The organism is Pseudomonas gorinensis (assembly GCF_042015035.1).
In the GTDB taxonomy this organism is placed as follows: domain Bacteria; phylum Pseudomonadota; class Gammaproteobacteria; order Pseudomonadales; family Pseudomonadaceae; genus Aquipseudomonas; species Aquipseudomonas gorinensis.
Genome location: NZ_CP167125.1, coordinates 6,171,211 through 6,193,208 on the forward strand (window position 1 = coordinate 6,171,211; position 21,998 = coordinate 6,193,208).

20 protein-coding genes and 1 pseudogene are annotated in these 21,998 nt (G+C 60.0%); 9 read left to right on the plus strand and 12 right to left on the minus strand.

Annotation, left to right across the window (positions count from 1 at the left end):
- Window positions 1–24: 24 nt before the first annotated feature.
- Window positions 25–567: a demethoxyubiquinone hydroxylase family protein gene (locus tag AB7933_RS28220; protein WP_223817888.1), complete on the minus strand. Its 543-nt coding sequence runs from the start codon at window positions 565–567 to the stop codon at window positions 25–27.
- Between the two features lie 211 nt (window positions 568–778).
- Between AB7933_RS28220 and AB7933_RS28225 the strand changes: the two genes are divergently transcribed.
- The 7 genes from AB7933_RS28225 (at window position 779) to AB7933_RS28255 (ending at window position 9,242) form a co-directional block, all read left to right on the plus strand.
- Window positions 779–1,159 carry a response regulator gene (locus AB7933_RS28225; RefSeq protein WP_024077325.1) on the plus strand — a complete coding sequence of 127 codons (381 nt, stop codon included), beginning with the start codon at window positions 779–781 and terminating at the stop codon, window positions 1,157–1,159.
- Window positions 1,160–1,354: 195 nt separating this feature from the next.
- Complete coding sequence (locus tag AB7933_RS28230) at window positions 1,355–1,969, plus strand: biliverdin-producing heme oxygenase (protein ID WP_024077326.1); 615 nt, start codon at window positions 1,355–1,357, stop codon at window positions 1,967–1,969.
- A complete protein-coding gene (locus AB7933_RS28235) occupies window positions 1,966–4,209 on the plus strand; it encodes an ATP-binding protein (protein WP_024077327.1) in 2,244 nt (747 codons plus the stop codon). The genes AB7933_RS28230 and AB7933_RS28235 overlap by 4 nt, the downstream gene beginning before the upstream one ends.
- 193 nt (window positions 4,210–4,402) lie before the next feature.
- Complete coding sequence (locus AB7933_RS28240) at window positions 4,403–4,606, plus strand: hypothetical protein (RefSeq protein WP_102668308.1); 204 nt, start codon at window positions 4,403–4,405, stop codon at window positions 4,604–4,606.
- 120 nt (window positions 4,607–4,726) lie between these two features.
- Window positions 4,727–6,622 (plus strand): alkaline phosphatase D family protein, encoded by a 1,896-nt coding sequence (locus AB7933_RS28245; RefSeq protein WP_024077328.1) that lies wholly within the window; start codon window positions 4,727–4,729, stop codon window positions 6,620–6,622.
- Between the two features lie 138 nt (window positions 6,623–6,760).
- Window positions 6,761–7,774 carry a sensor domain-containing diguanylate cyclase gene (locus AB7933_RS28250; protein WP_024077329.1) on the plus strand — a complete coding sequence of 338 codons (1,014 nt, stop codon included), beginning with the start codon at window positions 6,761–6,763 and terminating at the stop codon, window positions 7,772–7,774.
- A 217-nt stretch (window positions 7,775–7,991) separates the two neighbouring features.
- The gene (locus AB7933_RS28255) at window positions 7,992–9,242 is read left to right on the plus strand and encodes a 2-aminoadipate transaminase (protein WP_024077330.1); all 1,251 of its coding nucleotides are present in this window, start codon (window positions 7,992–7,994) and stop codon (window positions 9,240–9,242) included.
- Here the strand turns inward: AB7933_RS28255 and AB7933_RS28260 are convergent.
- Window positions 9,239–9,394: pseudogene (locus tag AB7933_RS28260) on the minus strand (hypothetical protein); the annotation flags it as partial. The gene AB7933_RS28255 and the pseudogene AB7933_RS28260 sit on opposite strands and share 4 nt — an antisense overlap.
- Before the next feature lie 364 nt (window positions 9,395–9,758).
- Here AB7933_RS28260 and AB7933_RS28265 point away from each other — a divergent pair.
- Complete coding sequence (locus AB7933_RS28265; RefSeq protein ID WP_024077332.1) at window positions 9,759–10,475, plus strand: hypothetical protein; 717 nt, start codon at window positions 9,759–9,761, stop codon at window positions 10,473–10,475.
- Between the two features lie 59 nt (window positions 10,476–10,534).
- Here the strand turns inward: AB7933_RS28265 and AB7933_RS28270 are convergent, their stop codons facing one another.
- The 10 genes from AB7933_RS28270 to hmpA all read right to left on the minus strand — a co-directional run bounded on the left by AB7933_RS28270 (window position 10,535) and on the right by hmpA (window position 20,059).
- Window positions 10,535–10,849 carry a helix-turn-helix domain-containing protein gene (locus AB7933_RS28270; protein ID WP_024077333.1) on the minus strand — a complete coding sequence of 105 codons (315 nt, stop codon included), beginning with the start codon at window positions 10,847–10,849 and terminating at the stop codon, window positions 10,535–10,537.
- The gene (locus AB7933_RS28275) at window positions 10,846–11,190 is read right to left on the minus strand and encodes a toxin HigB-2 (protein ID WP_024077334.1); all 345 of its coding nucleotides are present in this window, start codon (window positions 11,188–11,190) and stop codon (window positions 10,846–10,848) included. Before AB7933_RS28275 ends, AB7933_RS28270 begins: the two co-directional genes overlap by 4 nt.
- A 93-nt stretch (window positions 11,191–11,283) precedes the next feature.
- The gene (locus tag AB7933_RS28280; RefSeq protein WP_024077335.1) at window positions 11,284–12,375 is read right to left on the minus strand and encodes a pyridoxal phosphate-dependent aminotransferase; all 1,092 of its coding nucleotides are present in this window, start codon (window positions 12,373–12,375) and stop codon (window positions 11,284–11,286) included.
- A gap of 147 nt (window positions 12,376–12,522) precedes the next feature.
- On the minus strand, window positions 12,523–13,410 hold the full coding sequence (cyoE, locus tag AB7933_RS28285) for a heme o synthase (protein WP_024077336.1): 888 nt from the start codon (window positions 13,408–13,410) through the stop codon (window positions 12,523–12,525).
- An 11-nt stretch (window positions 13,411–13,421) separates the two neighbouring features.
- Window positions 13,422–13,757: a cytochrome o ubiquinol oxidase subunit IV gene (gene cyoD, locus AB7933_RS28290; protein WP_003176003.1), complete on the minus strand. Its 336-nt coding sequence runs from the start codon at window positions 13,755–13,757 to the stop codon at window positions 13,422–13,424.
- On the minus strand, window positions 13,757–14,383 hold the full coding sequence (locus AB7933_RS28295; protein ID WP_024077337.1) for a cytochrome o ubiquinol oxidase subunit III: 627 nt from the start codon (window positions 14,381–14,383) through the stop codon (window positions 13,757–13,759). The genes cyoD and AB7933_RS28295 overlap by 1 nt, the downstream gene beginning before the upstream one ends.
- Window positions 14,384–14,386: 3 nt before the next feature.
- Window positions 14,387–16,405, minus strand: a complete 2,019-nt coding sequence (cyoB, locus tag AB7933_RS28300) for a cytochrome o ubiquinol oxidase subunit I (RefSeq protein WP_024077338.1) — start codon at window positions 16,403–16,405, stop codon at window positions 14,387–14,389.
- A gap of 3 nt (window positions 16,406–16,408) precedes the next feature.
- On the minus strand, window positions 16,409–17,350 hold the full coding sequence (gene cyoA, locus AB7933_RS28305) for a ubiquinol oxidase subunit II (RefSeq protein WP_041161019.1): 942 nt from the start codon (window positions 17,348–17,350) through the stop codon (window positions 16,409–16,411).
- Window positions 17,351–18,140: 790 nt separating this feature from the next.
- A complete protein-coding gene (locus AB7933_RS28310; protein ID WP_024077340.1) occupies window positions 18,141–18,647 on the minus strand; it encodes a disulfide bond formation protein B in 507 nt (168 codons plus the stop codon).
- Window positions 18,648–18,877: 230 nt separating this feature from the next.
- Window positions 18,878–20,059, minus strand: a complete 1,182-nt coding sequence (hmpA, locus tag AB7933_RS28315) for an NO-inducible flavohemoprotein (RefSeq protein WP_024077341.1) — start codon at window positions 20,057–20,059, stop codon at window positions 18,878–18,880.
- A 146-nt stretch (window positions 20,060–20,205) separates the two neighbouring features.
- On the opposite strand from hmpA, the gene norR reads away from it, so the two are divergent.
- Complete coding sequence (gene norR / locus AB7933_RS28320) at window positions 20,206–21,750, plus strand: nitric oxide reductase transcriptional regulator NorR (protein WP_024077342.1); 1,545 nt, start codon at window positions 20,206–20,208, stop codon at window positions 21,748–21,750.
- Window positions 21,751–21,998 lie beyond the last annotated feature (248 nt).

A 21,998-nucleotide genomic window follows, 5' to 3' on the forward strand; every position in this document is an offset into this window, starting at 1 on the left:
GGTACCGGTCATTATGCCTGCTTGTCAGGAACGCATGCCCATCCAGATCACCGCTTCGGTCCAGGCGGTGACCACGGGCGTCAACAGCCTGAACCATGGGTCACTCACATCAATCTGCGCCGCCGATTGGTCATGGTGGTGCTGCTCTTCAGCCACGATGGACGCAATGGCACTGACCGCCTGCGGGTCGATGTCACGTAGGGTGTGCAACTGATGAGCCAGGTGCTTGAGCACGACGCTTTCGACCGCGACGGTGGTGGTCATGATGGCTTTGCGGCCGCACAGGCCGGTGATCAGCCCCAGCACCAGGCCACCAAGCCCGCACAGCCAATAGCTGCGGCAACGCGGATAGCCGCGGCGCTGTAGTTCAGCCTTGAATACCGCCCGGTGGCGGCGTTCGTCGTCGAGAAACTGCGTGAGTTCGGCCACCAGGGCCGGGTTGAACAACCGCGCCATGAACCGTTGGCCACTATAGATGCAGATCGCACCGTGCTCACCCGCGTGGTCGACCTTGATCATGCGGTTGCCGAGGGTGTTGTCCAGTAAGGGCGAGGCGGGGGCATTCACGGTTGACGACCTTGTTCAAATGGCTCGGATATCGGGCCTGTCCCTGATTTTCGCGCAGGGTATCCTGGCGCAGGCACTCTGCGCCAGGCAAACGAGCGAACCTGGCCTGCCAGGCTTCGATTGACCATCCATCGCATATAAAACTTCCAATCGAACCTATTCGACCAGCGTCCACTCCACCCTACTGAACCCTGATGGTGGAGTAAGGATCATGGCTCAGCCATCGATTTTGGTATTGGAAGACGACGAGATCATTCGATCGTTGATGGTGGATGTACTGGAGGAATTCGGGGCGCTCGTGACCTCGTTTCCTTCGGCGGATGAAGGCATGATTTTCCTGGAGCGGGCCGATGACCGGGTGGACCTGATTGTCAGCGATATCCAGATGCCTGGCCTGTTGAACGGCTATGACTTGAGCCGCGTGGTGGCGCACCGTTGGCCATCCGTCCCGGTGGTATTGACCTCAGGCAACCGGGCCATGGCTTCGCAATTGGGCGCCAGCGTGAGGTTTTTGCCCAAGCCGTGGAGCACGGAGCACCTGCTCGAATGCGTGCAAACGGCCTTGACCCAACAGGAATCTTCCATGCACTAATAGCGTCGCGACATCACGTGTGCCGAACTTCGGCACCGGCATCGGGGTCATTAATGAGGCAGGGAGCGACTTTTCTGATCCGCTGGTCAGCACATTCGCCTTTCTCGTTCAGTTGACGGCCATCGGTTGTGTAGAATCGCCGCCCATTTCCACGCGTCATTCATGGTCGCAAGACCCACAGTCCGAGCTCACCGAATGCACTCACAGGCCCATGACGTAGATGCGCCCTCCTTACTCGAAGCGCTGCGGGCGGGCACTGCCCTGCTGCATGTCGTCCTCGAAAAGCGTCTGCCATTTTTCTCCGAGCGCCTGGATGCCCACTGGTACGAGCGCCTGCTCCGGGCGTACTACGGGTTTTATCGCCCGATGGAAGCCGCGTTGTACGACAGTGACTTGATCCCCGACGGATTCGACCAGGCCATGCGTGTGAAAACGCCCACCCTGGTCAGCGATCTTCACGCCCTGGGCTTGAGTGACGCTACCATTCATACCCTGCCGCCTTGTACAGACCTGCCCCGCCTCGACACTCCCGCTGCCTGCCTCGGTGCCCTGTATGTACTGGAAGGCGCGACCCTGGGCGGCCAGGTGCTGCGCCGGGAAATGGCTCAGCGCCTGGGCCTGGACGCGGATAACGGCGCTGCGTTTCTCGATGTGTACGGCGCCGAGACCGGTCGGCGCTGGACGGATTTTCTCGACTTTCTAGGCCGCCAGCCATTGGACACGCCCGCCAGACAGCGCGCGGTAGACGCGGCCCGTTCAACATTCAGCTGCTTTGAGCAATGGCTCGACAGCCAGGAGGTACTGCTATGAAACCCGAAGATTTTGAAAAGCTGCTTACCAACTGTGCCAACGAGCCGATCCGTTTTCCGGGGGCGATTCAACCTCACGGCGTGCTACTGACGCTGTCAGAACCTGAGCTGAATATCATCCAGGTCAGCGCCAACGTGGGCACCTTGTTCGGCCACGCACCCGAGACACTGCTGGGCCAACCCTTGCATATGCTGATCGGTGCCGAGCACGGCCAAGCCGTACAGGCCATGGCTGAGCACAACAGCTTTTTCGACGCGCCGCCGCTGCTCGTCAGCCTGAACGGCGCAGCGTTCGAAGGCCTGCTGCACCGTCACCAGGGTGTGCTGGTACTGGAGTTCGAACCGCACCTCAAGGATTTCCACCCACGGGCGCTGAATGGCCGCACCAGTGACTTGGGCAAGATGCTGCAACGCCTGCAATCAGCGAAAACCCTGCAAGCGCTGTACGAAATCAGCGTGACTGAAATCCAGGCCATGACCGGCTATGACCGCGTGTTGATCTATCGCTTCGAAGAAGAAGGCCATGGCCAGGTGATCGCCGAAGCATCGGCACCGTCCATGGAACGGTTCAACGGGCTGTTCTTCCCCGCGTCCGATATCCCGGAGCAGGCCCGCGAGCTGTACCGCACCAACTGGCTACGCATCATCCCGAACGCCGCCTACGAGCCGGTGCCACTGCTGCCCAAACTGCGCCCGGACAACGGCGAGCCCCTGGACCTGAGCTTCGCCACTCTGCGCAGCGTGTCGCCGATTCACTGCCAGTACATGCAGAACATGGGCGTGCTGTCGTCCATGAGCATCTCGTTGATGAAGGGTGACACACTCTGGGGCCTGATCAGTTGCGGCAATCGCGAACCGCTGCTGGTGCCCAATGAATTGCGCATCGCCTGCCAGACCATCGGCCAGGTGCTGTCGCTGCAGATCAGTGCCATGGAGGCCCTCGACCTGAGCCGTCAACGCGAAGAAAAAGTCGAAACGCTGGCGCTGCTCGATGCCGCCATGAAAGCCTCTGAGAACACCGTGTTCGATGGCCTGGCCCAGCACGGCCAATGGCTCATGGACCTGACCCTGTCCGGCGGCGTGGCGATCATCGAAGACAAACAACTGCACCGCTACGGTAACTGCCCGGAGCCGGCGCAGATCCGTGCGCTGCATCAGTGGTTGCAGGAAAGCGGCGAGCCGGTATTCGCCAGCCATCACCTGGCCTCGGTCTACCCACCGGCGGCGGCGTTTCAAAAGGTCGCCAGCGGGGTATTGGCCATGAGCCTGCCTAAGCCGGTGGACAACGGTGTGCTGTGGTTCCGCCCGGAAGTGAAAGAAAACATCAACTGGAGCGGCGACCCGAGCAAACCGCTGGACCTGGAAAACTCCGACGCCGGCCTGCGCCTGCGCCCACGCACCTCGTTTGAAATCTGGAAAGTGGAAATGGCCGGCATCTCCACCAAGTGGAGCCATGGCGACCGCTTTGCGGCCAACGACCTGCGCCGCTCCGCACTGGAAAATGACCTGGCGCGACAGGTACTGCGCGAGCAACAGGCGGTGCGGGCCCGTGATGAACTGGTGGCGGTGGTCTCCCACGATCTGCGCAACCCGATGACGGTCATCTCGATGCTCTGCGGCATGATGCAAAAGACGTTCAGCTCCGAAGGCCCCCACACCTCGCGACGAATTTCCTCGGCGATCGACACCATGCAGCAAGCCGCCGCGCGCATGAATGTGCTGCTGGAAGACTTGCTCGACACCTCGAAAATCGAGGCGGGACGCTACGTGGTCAAGCCGGTGGCGCTGGACGTTGGCCAGATGTTCGAGGAGGCCTACTCCCTTCTCGCGCCGCTGGCGCTGGAAAAAGGCATCGACCTGTCCTTCAACGCCGAGCCCGGCCTGCAGATCAATGGCGACCCGGAGCGTCTGTTCCAGGTGCTGTCGAACCTGATCGGCAACGCCATCAAGTTCACCCCGCGCCAGGGCAATATCGGCATCAGCGCCATGAGCAACGGTGAAGAAATTGTGGTCTCGGTACGCGACTCCGGTGATGGCATTGCACCGGAGCAGTTGCCCTATGTGTTCGACCGCTACTGGACCCAGACCGAAAACAATCCCACCGGCAGCGGGCTGGGGCTGTATATCACGCAGGGCATTGTCCAGGCCCACGGAGGAAAAATCGTTGCCGAAAGTGAGGTGGGGCGTGGCAGTGAGTTCCGTTTTACCGTGCCCAAGGTGATTGAAGGCACTCACACCTGATGCTTGAAGATCGGGGCCCGGACGGATGTTCGAACCTGCATGACCGAGCCATTGCGCTGCATGGCCATGGCTCGATAACGATCACCGGGTCATGTCTTGACGCAAGGCGTTTATAGGCCAGCCCTTTCCCTCTCTGTAGGTTCGATGTGCGTTGATCACGCTGATTCAACGCCCCGACAGAGCAGAGGTTTTCATGATCGATATCTTTTTTGGCTCTACCGCTAACTACTTCAACCCCCACCGGCAAGTCGAAGCCGCGCCTGAACCACAACGCCGACCGACGCAGCAGCAAACGCCGGAGCAGGAATCGACCACTGATACCCACAACCAGGGCACGCCCCGGCGAAACACTCGCTCTGGCAACCTGGAGAGCCTGGGTAACGGTAACGTGCTTTAAGCAGTAAAGAGAGGGGCCACTTTTACCGGCCCCTTTCCTTTGCTCGACATCCCGCCTTGACAAAAAAGCGACATCCGCTGGTTTACCCTTGAGGCCCTTTACCACCGAGCCGCTATTCCTATGCTTCAAGCTGGCACCCTGCCCGCCGTCCTCGCCGGCCCTATGCTGCGACGTCTCGAGCCCCAGCGCCTGGTGATGTGGCTGATGGGCAGCCGTGAACTGGCATTGACCCTCAAGCTGCAGGTTGCCGGGCAGACACTGGCGTTCCCACTGGCTCAAGCGCAATGCCAAGTCGTGCCCGTAGGGCGCCATGCGTTTATCCATTTGATCGACCTCCCACTGGCCGATGCCCTGCCCCAGGATGTGATGATCGGCTACGACCTGCTGGTCGATGGCACCGGCATTGCCGAGTGGGCGCCACACTTGCTGTATGGCAACGCCGACACCCCGGGTTTTGTCCTGCATAGCCGCATTCGCCAATTGGTGCACGGCTCCTGCCGCAAACCGCACCACCCTGCCGACGAAGGCTTGCTCTGCGTCGATCGCCTGCTGGCCAGCGCGCCCACGCCGGCGGAGCGCCCCGCGCTGTTGATGATGAGCGGCGACCAGGTGTACGCCGACGATGTGGCCGGGCCGATGCTGCGGGCGATTCACGCCTTGATCACATGCCTGGGCCTGTTCGATGAATACCTGGAAGGCGCGGTGGTGGACGACAGCGCCAGCCTCTATGGGCATCGCGCGAGCTATTACCACCGAGCGGACCTTTTGCCCGCGCTGGACAGCAACGAGACCCTGCGCGAACGCTTTTTTGGCGGCGTGAAGAAACCGATCTTCACCAGCAGCACTGCCGACAACCACCTGGTGACCTTCGCCGAAGTGATGGCGATGTATTTGCTGGCCTGGTCGCCCGCGCCCTGGCGCCTGATCACACCGCAGCCACCGCAACTGAGTGCCGATGAACAGCACCGGTATGCCCGAGAGCAGGTGCAACTCGATCGATTTCGCGATGGCCTGCCGGGTGTGGCACGGGTATTTGCCCATCTGTCCACATTGATGATCTTTGACGATCACGACATCACCGACGACTGGAACCTCAGCGCCCAGTGGGAAGAAACTGCCTATGGCCACCCCTTCTCCAAACGCATCATCGGCAATGCCCTGCTCGCTTACCTGCTGTGCCAGGGCTGGGGTAACCAGCCCGAGGTGTTTGACGCGCTGGTAGCGCAAACCCAGGCGTTGGCCGCCCAGGCGCGCGGCAACCACCTGGACGCCGCCGCCCAGGATGCGCTACTTGAAGCCCTGCTGAAATTCCAGCAATGGCATTACAGGCTGCCCACCACTCCCGCCCTGGTGGTGCTCGACACCCGCACCCGTCGCTGGCGCAGCGAATTCAACCTCAAACAACCCTCCGGCCTGCTGGACTGGGAGGCCTTGAGCGAACTGCAACAGCAACTGCTGGACCACCCCTCGGCCATCATCGTCTCGCCCGCGCCGATTTTTGGCGTCAAGCTGATCGAGACCGTGCAGAAGGTGTTCAGTTGGTGCGGCCACCCGCTGCTGGTGGATGCCGAAAACTGGATGGCCCATCGCGGCGCCGCCCAAGTCATCCTCAATATTTTCCGCCACTCCCGCACGCCGGGTAACTACGTGATCCTCTCGGGCGACGTGCATTACTCGTTCGTGTACGAAGTGCTGATCCGCCACCGCAACGCCGGCCCGAACATCTGGCAGATCACCAGCAGCGGCATCAAGAACGAATTCCCGCCACGCTTGCTGGAATGGTTCGACCGCCTTAACCGCTGGCTCTACTCCCCTCGTTCCCCCCTCAACGGGTTCACCCGCCGTCGCACCATGCAAGTGGTGCCGCATATCCCGGAACATGCCCAGGCCGGCGAACGTTTATGGAACTCAGCAGGCATCGGCCAGGTGTTTTTCAACGAACAAGGCCAGCCTGAAGCGATCTACCAGCACAACGCCGACGGGAAGCCTCGGACGAGGATGGTGGCGCCCAAATAATGGCCCATAGCCACACACTGGAGCCGTGCATCCGCCCTATTCAAAGCGTGCAAGGCCCGTTGTACAGTAGCGTCAGCCACGGAGTATCGGTGTCAATATCGCTGGTCCCAAGTGCCAGCCAACGCAGGGAGCGCACAGATGGACGATACACCTGGCAGCAATTCGTTGAGGAATGACTTTTCTGACCTCAACGCCGATATGTTGCATGCCGTCATGGAACTGGTCAGCGATGGCATTTGGGACTGGAACGCCAATACGGGGTTCGTCTACCGCAACCCGGGTTGGTATGAAATGCTCGGCTACCCCCCCCACTCCCTGGAGAACAGCGTGTTCACCTGGGAGAACATCATCCACCCGGACGATTACCCTCGCGTCATGGCAGTGTTTGATGACTACCTCCAGCGTCGGTCCCCCCATTACCAAATCGAGTACCGTTGCCGCAAAAAAGACGGCACTTACCTGTGGATCGAAGACCGTGGCTACATCATTGCGCGCAACCTCGATGACTCGGTAGCGCGGATGGTGGGCTCCCACCGCAATATCCAAACGCGCAAAAGCTCCATCGAGCAGCTCGAACGGCGCAATCAATCCCTTGAGGCCCTGGTGGCCGAGCGCACCCGCGAGCTGTCACGGGTCAATCAGCAACTGCAATTGCAATTGGAGGAAAACCGCTCCCTGGCCGAGCGTGACGCCCTGACCCGCGTCGCAAACCGTTATCGCCTGGAGAAAGTGCTGCTGGAGGAATGCGACCGGGCAGAACGCTTTCGTTTGCCGCTGGCCTTGGTCGCCATGGACATCGATGACTTCAAGCTGATCAATGATCGACACGGCCATGGCGTGGGCGACCAGACCCTCGTGCGGGTGGTGGAAGGGTTGGAAACCTGCATGCGCCAGGGCGATTTGCTGGCGCGCTGGGGCGGCGACGAATTTATCGTGGTACTGCCCAAAAGCCCGCTGGAGGCGGCGAAAGCGTTGGCCGAGCGCATCCGCCAAAGGATCGCGCAACTGCCCGCCGTGGGCGATTTCAACGTCACCCTGAGCCTCGGCGTGGTGGAGCGGCGTACGGGGGAACCGCCGACCGCCCTGATGGCTCGCGCCGACCAGGCGCTGTACCGATCCAAGGCGGCAGGCAAGGATATCGTGTCGGAATAACGCCCGAGGGCAACGAACCGGCTGCTCGGTGTTGAGCACATCGCACCGATCTCTATGTTGCCCGGCAGTATCAAGGGCTTTGCGGCGTTGCCACAAACGACCTTTTGGCAACAGCTCCTTCCGATTTGGAATGACCCGGCGACTTTATTTCGTTTGCCCCAGGGCCGGGCTCACGGCTTAGATAAAAACACGCCCAACATTGCCGAGTCCGAGATTCATGAGCCGCGAAACCATCAGCCAATCGATTTCCGTCGTCCACCCCATCAGCCTCAGCCACGGCAGGAACGCCGAGGTCTGGGACACCACGGGCAAGCGCTATATCGACTTCGTCGGCGGCATCGGCGTGCTCAACCTCGGTCATTGCCATCCGGCGGTGGTAGAGGCCATTCGCGACCAGGCAACGCAACTGACCCACTACGCCTTCAACGCCGCGCCCCATAGGCCCTACATTGAATTGATGGATCGACTGACGGCCTTCATTCCGGTGGACTACCCGGTCAGCGGCATGCTGACCAACAGCGGCGCAGAAGCGGCGGAGAATGCCTTGAAGATCGTCAGGGGCGCCACCGGCCGCAGCGCCGTCATCGCTTTTGACGGCGCCTTCCACGGGCGCACCCTGGCCACCTTGAACCTCAACGGCAAGGTCGCGCCTTACAAGCAAAAGGTCGGTGTCTTGCCCGGCCCGGTGTATCACCTGCCCTACCCCAGCGCCGACAACGGTGTGACTTGCGCCGAAGCACTCAAGGCCATGGACCGTCTGTTCAGCGTGGAAATCGACGTCAACGACGTGGCCTGTTTCATTATCGAACCGGTGCAGGGCGAAGGCGGTTTCCTGGCCCTGGATATCGAGTTCGCCCAGGCCCTTCGGCGTTTTTGCGATGAGAAAAATATCCTGCTGATTGCCGATGAGATCCAGTCCGGCTTCGGTCGCACCGGCCAGCGCTTCGCCTTCTCGCGCCTGGGTATCGAACCGGACCTGATCCTGCTCGGCAAAAGCATCGCCGGCGGCGTGCCGCTGGGGGCAGTGGTCGGGCGCCAGGCGCTGATGGACAACCTGCCCAAGGGCGGCCTCGGCGGCACCTACTCCGGCAACCCGATCGCCTGTGCCGCGGCGCTGGCCACCCTTGAAGTCATGACGGACGCACATTTACAGGTGTGGGGTGCACAGCAGGAAGCCGCGATCATCAGCCGCTATGAGCGCTGGCGCGCGCAGCGCCTGTCACCCTACCTGGGCCGTCTGACCGGCGTCGGCGCGATGCGCGGCATCGAACTGGCGCAAGCCGACGGCACGCCTGCGCCCCAGCAACTGACACAGCTGCTGGGCCTGGCACGCGCCGCCGGCTTACTGCTGATGCCCAGCGGCAAATCGCGACACATCATCCGCCTGCTCGCACCGTTGACCATTGAGCCGGCAGTGCTGGAGGAAGGCCTGGATATCCTCCAGGCCTGCCTCAAGCAACTGGACTAGTCGGGCGCATCCGCCGGATTGCCACCGTTGGGCCAGTCCTTGACCTTGTCCGGGAAGCCCAGACGCGGTTGGCCCGAGCAGTATGCGGCCACGTCCACAGCGGCCTGGTCCGACAACCCGCCCTGCCCGAGCGGGAAGTTCTCATGGAGGCCATCGGCATAACCACTTTTCAGCCCCTGACAAATCTCCCTGTGGCGAGCGGGCTTGTCCCGCGTTGGGCTGCGAAGCAGCACCAAAACCAGCCTCTACAGAGTGTCTGATACACCGCGTTCTTCTTTACTGGGGCTGCTACGCAGCCCAACGCGGGACAAGCCCGCTCGCCACAAGCCCGCTCGCCACAGGCCCGCTTGCCACAACACCGCTCGCCACAACAGCCCTATCTGCCGGACGTTCAGCGTTGAGTCAAAGTTGTGTAGATACCTGCCCATCAGCCGGAACCTGCCTTGACCTGATCCCCTGCCCCCCTGAAAATGCGCGACGCTTTTTTGTTCCGCTTACTGAAGTAGTGAAATTTCAATGTCCGATTCCTACACCGCAGAATCCGCCGAAGAATCCGTAGTCGCCTTGCAATCCAAAGCTGAATACGAAAACGCCATCAATCTTTCACAGCACCTGCCTGCGGCCAAGATCATCAGCGAGATGGTGCTGGACGCGTTCCACACCTCCAAGGAAAGCGACCAGATCCGCGAACTGCGCGTGGCGATCCGCCAGGCTCACGATGCCTTCGACGACGACAAAGCCTACGACCTGATGGGCCAGCTCAAGCAACTCAAGGACGCCGAGGCCGCCGATAACGCCGCCCTGGAAAACCTGAGCAGCCAGTTCTCGATCAGCCGCATCCTGTCCAGCTTCAAGGACGACCCGGAGTTCCAGGAGCTGGTCTACGGACTGGCCCTCAAGGTGCTGAACCAGTCCCACCAGGCCATCAGCAACCCAAGCGCCGGCAAGGGCAAGGCCGCACGGCCCAAGAAAGAAGCCGAAGTGTTTGTGATCAGCAAGGACGGCATCAGCGTCACCCTGCCACTGCGCACGCCACGCTCCAAACTGAATGTCGACCGGGCCGCGTTCGAGTTCCTGGGCTTCAGCTTTGTGGGTGAAGGCGACGAGGCCGAACTGGAGGTTGAGAGCTTTGTGGATAACTCCGGCGCCGAACAGCCGCTGAGCCGCAAGAGCGTGATAACCGCATTGCAGCAGCAGACAGCGTTTGATGGGTACAGCATCGCGCAGCAGTAACCTGAAGCCAAAAAGCCCCGCACGGTGTTGCCAATGCGGGGCTTTTTGTTGCCGATGATTCAGACGGTCGCCAATCGATCCACCATATCCGGAAACTTTTCAACCAGCCTGATCAGGAGTGCGGCCTGAGCATTGGGTTTGGATTTGTCCTGTTCCCAGTTTCTCAGCGTGCCGGGGCTCGTCCGTATGCTCCGGGCAAACACCGACTGTGACATATGCAATTTATCCCGCAGTGCCACGATCTCTTGGGCTGACACCTCAGGAACGGGCTTGTCCTCCACAGTGCTTTGCCGAAGAGTGATTTTGCCTTCTCGGTGAGCAGTCATGTCGCTAACGCCCTGCATCAACTCTGCAAACAGATCGCGCTTTTTCATGGGGTACCTCGTTTTTTCAGTTCGGCCTCTATGGCCTTTTTAAGTGCCTTCTCTTGATCGGCAGTCAAATTTTCCAATTCGTCTTTGTTGTAGATAGCAAACATCCAAAAGTGACCATCAGTGGTGAGCCAGTAGTAAATAACCCGTAAGCCACTACGCTTTCCTTTACCACGCTTGCCATCTGACCACCGTAGCTTGCGAAACCCTCCTGTACGGGGCATCACATCGCCAGCCAAAGGGTTCCACTGCATCTCGTTTTGCAGCAATCGATATTCATCATCCGTCAGGTAATGACCTACGGTGGCGGTAAACGATGAAGTCTCGAAGAAAATAGAACGCATGGGAAAACTATAGGCAACTTGCCTATAGTTTTACAAATCGAAATTCAGCTTTCTGACGAACTGCCCAAATGTCAGCCAAGAGGGTACGCCTGTTTAAACAGACGACATCTGCGCCGCAAACACCTCACGAAACCGCGCCATCTCGCGCTTGCTCCCCACCGTGACGCGTACCCACTGCGGCCAGTTCTTCCACACCCGTCCAATCAGCACACCTTGCCCGGCCAGCTTCTCGATCACCTGCTCGGCCGGTTGCTTCACATCGATCATAAAGCAGTTGCTCTGGGACGCCGTGCAGGTGAACCCACGGGCCTTGACCCAGGTAATGGTCTCCTCACGCCGTTGGGCATTGAGCGCCTTGCGTTGCGGCAACAGCTTGACGTCTTCCAGGCTGGCGCGCGCGCCGAGCAAGCCGGTGCCTGCCGGTACGTTGTCGCCGCCGAACACCGCGAGGCGCTCCAGCAGCGCCGGGGCACCGATTGCCAGGCCAATGCGGGCGCCGGCCATGCCGTAGATTTTCGAGAAGGTGCGCAACACCAGCAGGTCGTCGTGTTCCTTGACCCAACTCACGCAGCTGGGGGCGTCCGAGAAATCGATGTAGGCCTCATCCACCACCAACACACTGCCTTTGGGCTTGTCCGCCAGCGCCTTGCGGATGGCGTCGGTCGGGGTCATGGTGCCGGTCGGGTTGTTGGGATTACACACGTAGAGCATACCGGCCTGGGGATCGGCGGCGAGCATGGCGGGGATATCGTGGGCGTGCTCGGTATTGAGGTCCACCTCGCGCACCGGTGCCTTGCGCGACTCGGCCGCCTGGCGCGGCACCTCGTAGGACGGCGTGGCCATCACCAGGCCGCGGGTTTCACCGGTAAACGCCAGGACGGCATAGCGTAGCGCCGCCATGGAGCCGGAGAACACCGCGACCTGTTCTTCGGCAATCCCCTGCTGCTGGGCGAACAGCGCGGCCAGGCCGTACATGTGGCCGTAGGGATAGCGTCCGGCAGTGGCAATCGCCTCTCGCATCGCTTCGCGGGCAGCACCTGAAGGGCCGTAGGGGCTTTCGTTGTAGTTGAGCCGCACCTTGTCCGCCTTGGCCGGCGGCGGGCTGGCAACCGCCCAATCCAGGCGCCCCAACAAGGGCAGGGCCGCGCCCAGGGCGAGAAGGGAGCGACGACTGACGCTGACCATGGTGACAACTCCTTGTACGCGGGTAATGGATTCGCACGGCTCATACAGTGAGGTATGACGAGAAAGCCGCCAGCCGATTTAACCCGCGCCCAAGAAAAAGCCCCGCGCTTCTCACGAAGGCGGGGCTTGTTCACTGCTTGGAACCACTCAGGGCGCGTAGGTCAGCAACAACTCTCTCGGCACCTGGAAATCCAGGGACATCATCACGCTGAGCGCGGTGATGGTGAAGATCGAGAACACGAACAGCTTGCGTGCCCAGACGGTGTCGTCCACCGCCTTGTAGCCCGTCCAGGCCATGTACAACCAGTACATGCCCATGGCGGCGGCGACAGCGAGGTAGCTCATGCCGGCGTAGCCACTGAAGGTCAACATCAAGGTCGCCACGAGGAAGGCCAGGATGTAGAGCAGGATGTGTTTCTTGGCCACCTGGATGCCGCGCTTGACCGGAAGAACCGGAATCGACGCAGCCAGGTAGTCGTTGAAACGGAAGATCGCGATGGCATAGGAATGCGGCATCTGCCACAGGCTGAACATCACCAGCAGCACCAGCGCGGCCATGTCGAAGCTATTGGTCACAGCTACATAACCAATCACCGGCGGCATCGCCCCCGACAGACTGCCCACCAGCGTGCCGTGAACCGACTTGCGCTTGAGGTACAGGCTGTAGAGGCCGACGTAGATGACGAAGCCGATCACGGCAAACAGCGCCGCCAGCGGGTTGGCCACCTTGTACAACAACACCACGCCGGCAACACCCAGGACGGTCGCGAAGATCAGTGCCAGTTTCAGGGAGATAAGCCCCTGGACCAGCACGCGATTCTTGGTGCGTTCCATCTTGATATCGATGTCGCGGTCGATGCAGTTGTTGAACACACAACCGGAAGCTACCACCAGGGACGTACCGATCATTGCAGCCAGGAAGATGGCCAGATCGACATGTCCCTTGGAGGCCAGGAAGAAACCGCCTGCCACAGAAAGCACGTTACCGAAAATGATCCCCGGTTTGGTGATTTGGATAAAGTGCTTAAGCGACATCGGGTCTTACCTCACTTCGCCATCATGTAGGTGTGGATGCTGAACATGATCCACAGCGACAGACCAACCAGCAGAACGATCACCAGGCCTGCGAACACGAACGCAATCACGTTCTCACGCTGGGCCTCGGAGCGGTCCAGGTGCAGGAAGTACACCAGGTGAACCAGGACCTGAATGACCGCGAACGCCAGGACGATCATCAACGTGATCGACTTCGGCAGGGTTGGGTACATCACCAGGCCGAACGGGATCAGGGTCAGGATGACCGACAGGATGAAGCCGATAGCGTAAGACTTTACGCTGCCGTGGCTCGCATCATGGCTGTCATGGGAGTGTGCATTAGCCATTACAGAGTCCCCATCAAGTAGACGACGGTGAATACGCAGATCCAGACTACGTCCAGGAAGTGCCAGAACAGGCTCAGGCAGCTCAGGCGAGTCTTGTTGGTGTTGGTCAGGCCGTGCTTATTGACCTGATACATCATCACCGCCATCCACAGCAGGCCAGCCGAAACGTGCAGGCCGTGGGTGCCTACCAGCGTGAAGAACGCCGACAGGAAACCACTGCGGTGCGGGCCGTAGCCTTCGGAGATCAGCAGGTGGAACTCGTTGATCTCCATGCCGATGAAGCCCAGGCCGAACAGGAAGGTCAGTGCCAACCAGCTCAGTACGCCCTTCTTGTTGCCCTTGTAGAAGGCCAACATGGCGAAGCCGTAGGTGATCGAACTGAACAACAGCAAGGCGGTTTCGCCGAGCACGTAAGGCAGTTCGAAGATGTCGTGGCCCGACGGGCCACCCGCTACGTTGTTTACCAGTACCGCGTACACCGCGAAGATCGACGCAAACAAGATGCAGTCGGTCATCAGGTAGAGCCAGAAACCGAAGACGGTCATTGGCCCCGAGTCGTGGTGATGGTCATCGTGCCCATGGTCATCGACATGGGCGTGTCCAGCATTGGTCACTAAGTTCGACATGGTTTAAGCCTGTTCCAACGAGGTTTCGACACGGTTGGCCGGGATTTTCTTCTCGGCGACCAGACGAGCGTGCTGCTCGGCTTCGATGCGCTCGATCGTTTCGACCGGCACCATGTAGCCTTGATCATCACGTGCAGCGTGGACAATGAAGTAGCCGATGGTGCCCACCAGGCTCACGATTGCCAGCCACCAGATGTGCCAGATCATCGCGAAACCGAACACGGTCAACAGCGCGCCCATCACCACGCCAGTGGCGGTGTTGCTTGGCATGTGGATCGGTTCGTAGTGCTTAGGTTGCTGGTACGCAGTACCGTCTTCCTTGGCTTCGGTGAACGCATCGATGGTGGTCGCAGTAGGAATCACAGCGAAGTTGTAGAACGGTGGTGGCGACGAGGTCGACCATTCCAGGGTGTGGCCGTTCCATGGATCGCCCGACTCGCACATGTTCTGCTTGCGATCACGCACGCTGACATACAGCTGGATCAGCTGGCAGGCGATACCGACCGCGATCATCAGCGCACCGAACATGGCGACGTACAGGTACGGCACCCACTCAGGGTTGGTGGTGGCGTTCAGACGACGGGTCATGCCCATGAAGCCCAGTGCATAGAGCGGCATGAACGCGACGAAGAAGCCCGAGATCCAGAACCAGAATGCAGCCTTGCCCCAGCCTTCGTGCAGCTTGAAGCCGAACGCTTTCGGGAAGTAGAAGCTGAAGCCAGCGATGTAACCGAATACCGCACCGCCGATGATCACGTTGTGGAAGTGCGCGATCACGAACAGGCTGTTGTGCAACACGAAGTCAGCACCCGGGATGGCCAGCAGTACGCCGGTCATGCCGCCGATGGCGAAGGTCACCATGAAGCCCAGGGTCCACAGAACCTGGCTGGTGATACGCAGACGGCCGTGGTAGATGGTGAACAGCCAGTTGAATAGCTTCACCCCCGTCGGGATGGAAATCAGCATCGTCGCCAGGCCGAAGAAGGCGTTGACGCTGGCCCCCGAACCCATGGTGAAGAAGTGGTGCAGCCACACCATGAAGCCCAGTACCGAGATCGCGCCAGAGGCGTAGACCATCGAGTGGTGACCGAACAGGCGCTTGCCGGTAAAGGTCGAGATCACTTCGGAGAAGATACCGAACGCTGGCAGGATCAGGATGTACACCTCAGGGTGACCCCATGCCCAGAACAGGTTCACGTACATCATTGGATTGCCACCAAGTTCATTGGTGAAAATGTGGAAATCCAGGTAACGGTCAAGCGACAGCAGCGCCATGGTAGCGGCCAGGATCGGGAACGAAGCCACGATCAGTACGTTTGCCCAGGTGCAGGTCCAGGTGAAGATCGGCATGTCCATCAGTTTCATGCCAGGGGCGCGCATTTTCAGGACGGTGGCCAGGAAGTTGACCCCCGTCAGCGTCGTCCCCAGTCCTGATAACTGTAGCGCCCAGATGTAGTAGTCCACACCCACGCCCGGACTGTACTGAATGCCCGACAATGGCGGATACGCAACCCAACCGGTCTTGGCGAATTCGCCGACGCCCAGGGAAACGTTGATCAGCACCACGCCGGAAACCAGCAGCCAGAAGCTCAGGGAGTTCAGGAACGGGTAGGCAACGTCACGCGCGCCGATCTGCAGCGGCACTGCAAGGTTCATCAGGCCGGTGAAGAATGGCATCGCCATGAAGATGATCATGATCACACCGTGAGCGGTGAAGATCTGGTCATAGTGTTCAGGTGGCAGGTAGCCAGGCGAACCCTCGGTGGCCATGGCCAACTGGGTACGCATCATGATGGCGTCGGCAAAACCACGCAGCAGCATGACCATGGCAACGATGATGTACATCACGCCGATTTTCTTGTGGTCGACCGACGTCAGCCACTCGGTCCACAGGTAGGTCCACTTCTTGAAATAAGTGATTGCTGCAAACAGTGCCAGACCACCCAGCGCGATCATGGCGATGGTAATCATCACAATCGGCTCGTGGAACGGGACCGCATCCCAACTTAATTTACCAAACATCGTTTACTCCTCTGCCCCAGCAGTTGAATGCGAGCCCGTGTCAGAACCTTCAACCGCAGCCACTTCTTTCTTCTCGTGCTTGACCGGCTTGCCTGGTTTCATGCCTTCGTACTTGTCGACGATCTTCTGAAACAGGTCAGGCGTGTAAGCGGAGTACAGCGCGACAGGGTTGTTCTGGCTTGGTTTGGCAAGGGCTTCGTATTCAGCTTGATCAAGCTGTTTAGGTGCGGCCTTGACTTCGGCTACCCAGGCGTCGAAATCTTCCTGGCTCGTCGAGATCGCTTTGAATTTCATGCCGGTGAAGCCAGCGCCGCTGTAGTTGGCGGAGATGCCTTCCATTTCAGCTTTCTGGTTGGCGATCAGGTGCAGCTTGGTCTGCATACCTGCCATCGCGTAGATCTGGCCGCCCAGGGCTGGGATGAAGAACGAGTTCATCACGGCGTCGGAGGTGATCTTGAAGTTCAGCGGGGTGTGCTCCGGGAACCGGATCTGGTTGACGGTGGCGATACCCAGGTCCGGGTAGATGAACAGCCACTTCCAATCCAGCGCGACCACTTCGATATTGATCGGCTTGGCGTCCGATTCCAGCGGACGGTATGGGTCCAGCGCATGGGTGGACTTGTAGGTCACATAACCCAGGGCAATGATGATGAGGATCGGGACCAACCACACCGCGATTTCGATCTTGGTGGAGTGCGACCACTTCGGCGCGTAGGTGGCGCTGGTGTTCGACGCGCGGTATTTCCAGGCGAAGGCGAAGGTCATGATGATCACGGGGACCACGACCAGCAGCATCAGCAGGGTGGCGGTGATGATCAGGTTTCGTTCATCCAGACCGACCTGTCCTTTTGGGTCGAGCAAGGTCCACTTGCAGCCTCCCAGCATTAACATCATGCCAAGCAGCGGCAAAAAGCCTAGTAATCGGGGGTACCTGTTTTTACTCATCTCACGACCTCTAAAGCAGCTTGCGCAATGCAGTTGGGTTTTGATCGCCAACACTTCACCCTGCCAAGGGTTGGCATTTCTCTTCGATTGAATAAGAGCCTGCCCGCGCGCCCTAATCGGACGTGTCACGGACCTGCGGTGAGTTCTTATTCGATTTCGTGGTTAAAGGCCTTGTTACAGACCAATTCCATTTGGTGCGGATAGTTGAAAGGCTGCCGGAACCTGGGGTCGCACAGAGCCATCCATCTGCCCCTCGACCGCTCCAATGCTCAAAGTTTGAACAGCACCGGACATTCAGTGCGGGCGATTGTAGTTAGCTAGCGATGTATAAACCATGTCTTATAAAGAAATAATTTTTATTGATTCCAGCAACAATCCTTCACCAATATCGCAAAGGTTCGCGATCTTATCGCGTTCGATTCTCAACAAAAACCACAAAAATTGCCGTGTTATTGGGCAAAGCGCCACACCCCTCCGCCTCCACAAAGGCCTGCAAATCGCATCCAAGTCCCCATAAAACAAGGCATTCACAGAGCCCTCAAAGGCTTGGACGGCGCGACATTCGTGGGGTCGCCCAGACGACGAACTGACAGCATAAATTGACCGCCTGGCGCAAATTTATGCGACGGTTCAACGCGTCAGAAATGTCCTGCGACAGCTTCTGTGTGACAACATGTCGCACGCTGCCCGCCGTCAAAATTGTCCGGCGTCACTGTCCTTTCACAAATCCCTACACACAAAAACGCCCCGGCCTTCTTTCAAAAGGACCGGGGCGTTTTGGTCGATAGGCTCAGGCTGCGCGCTTGCGGTTCCGGTATATGCCCAGGGGCACCAGGATTACCGTCAGCACGAACGCCACCAGCGCCCATTGCGCCAGGGACAGGCCAAGGATCGGCGGGTAAGGCGTGCTGCAGAAGCCGTCGACCTGGAAGCCCAGGGGGAAGACCTTGGCCAGGGGCAGGTCGTCGACGATCGGTTGCAGCACATCGACGCCACAGCTGACTTGCGGGAAAAATTGGGTGTACACATGATGGCCAGCCGCCGCCACCCCACCGAGGGCGCTGAGTACCACCAGGCCTTCAAACAGCGTGATCGCGCCCTTGGTGCGCATCGCCGCGCCGATAAACGCAAAAATCGCAATCAACAGCAAGGCGTAGCGTTGCAGGATACACAGCGGGCAAGGCGCCTCGCCCAACACCACTTGCATGTATAACGCGCCGCCGATCAGCGCCAGGCAGATGATGCCCAGCAACACCAGAAAGCGCCGCTCCCTGCCCAAACGCATTTCGTCACTCATCTCCGTATCCCTTTGCCTGATTGTGGTTGGCCTGATGGCCGCAAGTTTACACACAGAGAGTGGTTTAAACAGAGAGGGGTTAACGGGGGATTAATCGGGAGGAATGGAGAACTGAATGTGGGAGGGGGCTTACCCCCGATGGCGGTGTGCCAGCCACCGATAAGCTGACTGATCCACCGCTATCGGGGCAAGCCCCCTCCCACATCTTGAGCAGTGTTGCGCTGGAGATGTTATTCCAGGGCCGCCGCCGGGCCGAAGAATTCATAGCGGCTTTGTTGATCAGGCACACCCAATGCCTTGAGGTGGCGCTTGATCGCCGCCATGAAGCCTTTAGGGCCGAGGAAGTAGGCATCCAGGTCGCGCTGCTCGGGCAACCACGCCGCCAGTTGCTCCTGGCTGAGCAGGCCGACCTTGTCCGCCGCCGGGCTCACGCCATCATCCTCGTCATAGCAATAGAAGCGCTTGAGCTGCGGGTGCTTGACCGCCAAGGCGTCCACCCACTCCCGAAACGCATGCACCCCGCCGTTACGCGCGCAGTGGATAAAGTGCACCGGGCGCTCGGTGGCCAGGGCGGCCTCGAGCATCGGCAGCGTTGGCGTGATGCCCACCCCGCCACTGATAAGCACCAGTGGTTTATCGCTGGCGGCCAGGGTGAACTCACCGGATGGCGGGAACAGGTCAAGGGTCGCCCCCACCTGCAACTGGTCGTGCAGGTAGTTGGACACCCGGCCACCGGCTTCGCGCTTGACGCTGATACGGTACTGGCCGGCATCGCTCAAGGCCGACAGGGAGTAATTGCGGCGCACTTCCTCGCCATCCAGGTGTAACGTCATGCCGATGTATTGGCCTGGCGCGGCCGCGAGAATCGGGGCGTTGTCCAGCGGCGCAAAATAGAACGACGTGATCTCGGCGCTCTCGTCCACGCGCTTGACCAGCTTGAACGGCCGCGCACCGCGCCAGCCGCCCGGCGCCTGGGCTTTCTCTTCGTAAATGGCCGCTTCGGCGCCAATCAGGATATCCGCCAACTGGCCGTACGCAGCGCCCCAGGCACTCATGACCTCAGGGGTGGCAATTTCGCTGCCCAGTACTTCGGAAATGGCACGCAGCAGGCACGCGCCAACAATCGGGTAGTGTTCCGGCAGGATCTGCAAAGCCACGTGCTTGTTGATGATCTTGGCAACCAGGTCGCCCAACTGATCCAACTGGTCGATATGCCGCGCGTACATCAATACGCCGTTGGCCAGAGCGCGAGGCTGGTCGCCGCTGGCCTGGTGGGCCTGATTGAACAGCGGGCGAACCTGCGGGTACTCGGAGAGCATCATGCGGTAAAAATGGGTGATCAGCGCTTCGCCGCCGCTTTCCAGCAAGGGCACGGTAGATTTGACGATGGCACGGTCTTGGGCACTAAGCATGGAGCCTCCTGGGCTTCTTTACTGATTGCCATGGAGTACTCAGTATTCGTGCCAACTAATAAAACGTTTAAATTCAATAGCTTAAATTACGCGTAGTCAGTATGACCTCCTACACCTTATAGTCATAAGGACTACAAGGAGTCATTATGACTGCGCAATCGCTGCTCACCACCCTGCTCCCCCTCGTCGCCGACCTGTCCCGCGAACTCCCCGAAGGCGAGCGTTACCGTCGCCTGTTGCAAGCCATGCGCGCCTTGCTGCCCTGCGACGCCGCCGCGCTGTTGCGCCTGGACGGTGAGTCGCTGGTACCGCTGGCGGTAGACGGCTTGAGCGCCGATACCCTGGGCCGACGCTTCAAGGTCAGCGAACACCCGCGTTTCGCCGTGCTGCTCGGCAGCCCCGGCCCGACGCGTTTCGACAGCGACAGCGAATTGCCCGACCCCTACGATGGCCTGGTGGACGGCCTGCACGGGCACCTCGAAGTTCACGACTGCATGGGCTGCCCGCTGTTTGTCGATGATCGCCCTTGGGGCCTGCTGACCCTGGACGCCCTCGACACGGAGCGCTTCGAGCGGGTCGAGCTCGACGCCCTGCAAGCCTTTGCCAGCCTCGCCGCCGCCACGGTCAACGTTGCCGAGCGCATCGAACGCCTGGCCCTGCGCGTGGAAGACGAACAGCAGCGCGCCGAAATCTACCGCCAGGCCAGCGGCCAGCAGCACAAGGAAATGATCGGTCAGAGCAAGACCCACAAGCGCCTGGTGGAAGAGATCAACCTGGTGGGCGGCAGTGACCTGACGGTGCTGATCACCGGCGAAACCGGGGTCGGCAAGGAGCTGGTGGCCCAGGCGATCCACGCGGCATCGTCCCGCGCCGACAAACCACTGATCAGCCTCAACTGTGCAGCACTGCCGGAAACCCTGGTGGAGAGCGAGCTGTTCGGCCATGTACGCGGCGCCTTTACCGGCGCATTGAACGAGCGCCGGGGCAAGTTCGAACTGGCCAACGGCGGCACCTTGTTCCTGGATGAAGTCGGCGAGTTGTCGCTGAGCGTGCAGGCCAAGTTGCTGCGCGTGCTGCAAAGCGGCCAGTTGCAGCGGCTGGGCTCGGACAAGGAACATCAAGTGGATGTGCGCCTGATCGCCGCCACCAACCGCGACCTGGCCGAAGAGGTCCGCAACGGCCGCTACCGCGCCGATTTCTACCACCGCCTGAGTGTGTACCCACTGCAAGTGCCAGCCCTGCGCGAGCGCGGGCGTGATGTGTTACTGCTGGCCGGCTTCTTCCTGGAGCAGAACCGCTCACGCATGGGCCTGGGCAGCTTGCGCCTGACCAGCGACGCCCAGGCGGCGTTGCTGGCTTATAACTGGCCGGGCAATGTCCGGGAGCTGGAACACTTGATCGGGCGCAGCGCGCTGAAGGCCCTGGGTAACTGTCGCGAGCGTCCGAAGATTTTGAGCCTGAGCGCCCAGGACCTGGACTTGCCAGGCGTCAGCGCGCCCCAGGTCGAAGCGCCAGCCGATGCCGCCCCCCTCGTCAGCGGCGACCTGCGCCAGGCCACCGAGCACTACCAGCGTCAAGTCATCAACGCCTGCCTGGAACGCCACCAGCACAATTGGGCCAGCGCCGCCCGTGAACTGGGGCTGGACCGCGCCAACCTCGGGCGAATGGCCAAGCGCCTTGGAATAAAATAGCCAGGTCAACGTTTATCAAATGCAAAATAACTTATTGATTAATAAGGATTAATATCTTTATCAAACGACCGAACTGTGTAGCAAGCAAGCTGCTGTGGCGAGCGGGCTTGCCACAATGCCAGTCAGTTAAGCGTGCATCGCCTTTTGTAGGAGCGAGCTTGCTCGCGAAAAACGTCAACGATAATGCGTGCTTCCTGAATGAACGCGGCGCCTGTGAGTTCTTCGCGAGCAAGCTCGCTCCTACAAAA